The organism is Moorena sp. SIO4A1, from assembly GCF_010672065.1.
GTDB lineage: Bacteria > Cyanobacteriota > Cyanobacteriia > Cyanobacteriales > Coleofasciculaceae > Moorena.
On record NZ_JAAHHX010000259.1, the window covers coordinates 1 to 2,597 of the forward strand.

Genomic DNA, 2,597 nt, shown 5'->3' on the forward strand with positions numbered 1-2,597 from the left:
CCTGCTTTTCTTGCTCATCACAATTACCAGATCGGAGAACTAGACCCCCTTTGGAATGTCTTTGATTACTATGACAACGATACGAAGTTAATCCACTATACGAACCTCTACACTCAACCCTGGAAGTATACCAATCATCCCTATGGAGAGCTATGGTTTCAGTACTTTAACGAAGCTAGGGAGTGCGGTTATATAACCCAAAATGATATTGATTTAAGCCTTGTTCGTTCCTACGTCAGGCGTGATTTACTAGAGGGAAATTTTTCACCCATGGCTCGGGAAATAGCTTCTTTAAAAAGGACGATTAACTCCGTTAAAAAGAGTTGTTTTTAAGTAAGCATTCAGCAGTCAGCAGTCAGTGGTCAGCCGTCAGCCGTCAGCCGTGAGCTAAAAGCTCACGCTACTTGAGGTGCTTTGTGGCACAGGCTTCTAGTTTGTGGCACAGGCTTCGACGCTGTGACGAATGCCTATGTTATTCAAAAGCTGATAGCTGATAGCACCTCAAGTAGCGTGCGCGTAGCGCTAATCGCTGTTCGCTGATAGCTGATAACTGATAGCTGATAGCTGATGACTGATAGCTGATGACTGATAGCTTAATAATTACGGTTTTAAGTAACTTAAAACTCCAATAAAATCGCCGATAATAGACTTATTTATGGGGAATTTAAGGAGAGAAAAATTAAATTATTTAGTTTAGGGTATATCTACTTATATTACCCCAATTATAGACAGAAATATGCAGTGCCTAATGGACAAAACTTGCTTTTCACAGGTTGTTGAAAGGCTCAAAATAGAAGCTGATGCGATTACTCTAGCTGCCAATCGACTTCAACCTCAGGAAGTTGAGCAAGCTGTTGAGCTTTTAGCTAATTGTCGAGGTAAGGTGGTATTGGTCGGAGTTGGCAAGTCAGGAATTGTAGGGCGTAAAATTGCTGCTACCTTAACGAGTACGGGGACTCTAGCAACCTATCTACATCCAGGGGATGCTATGCACGGTGACTTAGGGAGCGTCACCTCTTCAGATGTGGTTGTGACTTTGAGCAACAGTGGTGAAACCGATGAGCTTGTGGCTGTAATGCCTTACCTCAAGCGTCGGCAATTACCGATTATTGCGATTGTGGGCAACCTGAACTCTACTCTTGCTCGCAATGCAGATGTTGTGCTTGATGCTTCCGTTGATCAAGAAGTGTGTCCTTTTAATCTTGCTCCAACTACCAGCACAACGGTTGCTCTGGCAATTGGAGATGCTTTGGCAATGACACTAATGCCACTTAAGGGGCTAACGCCAGAAGATTTTGCTCTGAATCATCCGGCAGGACGTTTGGGTAAGCGCCTGACTTTGAGAGTCGCAGACTTAATGCACAAAGACCAAGACAACCCTGTGATTTCCCCTCAAGCCAGCTGGATTGAAATTGTTGGTGCTATCACTAAAGGCAGTTTGGGAGCAGTCAATGTAGTTGACGATAGGGGTGAACTTTTCGGAATTATTACTGACGGTGATTTACGACGTTCGATTGCCAAAATCAAGCCAACTGAGCTAGAAGACCTTAAGGCAGTAGCAATTATGACTCCCAATCCGGTAATGGTTCAACCAGACCAACTGGCTTACGATGCCTTACAGCTTATGGAAAATCGGAATTCTCAAATCTCCGTGTTGCCGGTGGTGGATAAACACAAACGCTGTATTGGCTTACTTCGACTTCATGACATTGCTCAAAGTGGTATACTTTGAGCAAGCTTGAAGAAGCATCTACCTACTCGTTTAATAGCAAATAAAAATTATTAGGAGTAGGTTATGAACTCTGTTCGCATCGAAGCAGAAGACTACAATCAAGGTGGTCAAGGGGTAGCTTATTACGATCTTGACCCTGGTAATAATGGTGGAGAGTATCGCTTTGAGGATGTGGATATTTCTTACAGCGGCGATGTAGATGGCACGCCGCTGGTGGGTTGGATTGAGTCAGGAGAATGGCTGACCTATGAGGTCACCATTCCCAGTTCCGGGACTTATCAACTCGAAGCTCGTGTGGCTTCTGCACTCAATGGCAATCATAGCTTCCAAGTCAGTCTAGACGGAGAACAGGCCAGTGTGAATTTGGGCAACACTGGTGGCTGGAGAACTTGGCAGACCATCGAGTCTTCCGAAGTGCTCAGCCTCAGTGCTGGGACTTATCAATTGCGCCTGGATGTACTGAGTGGGGGCTTCAACATCAACTACATTGATTTGATTCCGGTCTCACCATCTGTGACCCCAACTCCTGAGGTCGGCAACGGCAATAATGGTGGTACAGATAACAACACCTCTAATCAGGGCAACGGAGATACTATAACTGATGTTCAGGCAAATGGCTCTACTGTTCGCATCGAAGCAGAAGACTACAATCAAGGTGGTCAAGGGGTAGCTTATTACGATCGTGACCCTGGCAACAATGGTGGAGAGTATCGCTTTGAGGATGTGGATATTTCTGATAGCGGCGATGTAGATGGCACGCCGCTGGTGGGTTGGATTGAGTCAGGAGAATGGCTGACCTATGAGGTCACCATTCCCAGTTCCGGGACTTATCAACTCGAAGCTCGTGTGGCTTCTGCACTCAATG

At 45.4% G+C, this 2,597-nt stretch carries 2 protein-coding genes and 1 pseudogene; all 3 read left to right on the top strand.

Features of this window, described 5'->3' with window-relative positions:
• Positions 1-333: pseudogene (locus F6K53_RS37005) on the top strand (glycosyl transferase); the annotation flags it as partial.
• Positions 334-748: 415 nt separating this feature from the next.
• A complete protein-coding gene (locus F6K53_RS37010; protein ID WP_293084533.1) occupies positions 749-1,732 on the top strand; it encodes a KpsF/GutQ family sugar-phosphate isomerase in 984 nt (327 codons plus the stop codon).
• A gap of 63 nt (positions 1,733-1,795) precedes the next feature.
• The coding region (locus tag F6K53_RS37015) for a carbohydrate-binding protein (RefSeq protein ID WP_293084535.1) at positions 1,796-2,597 on the top strand (802 nt) is incomplete at its 3' end.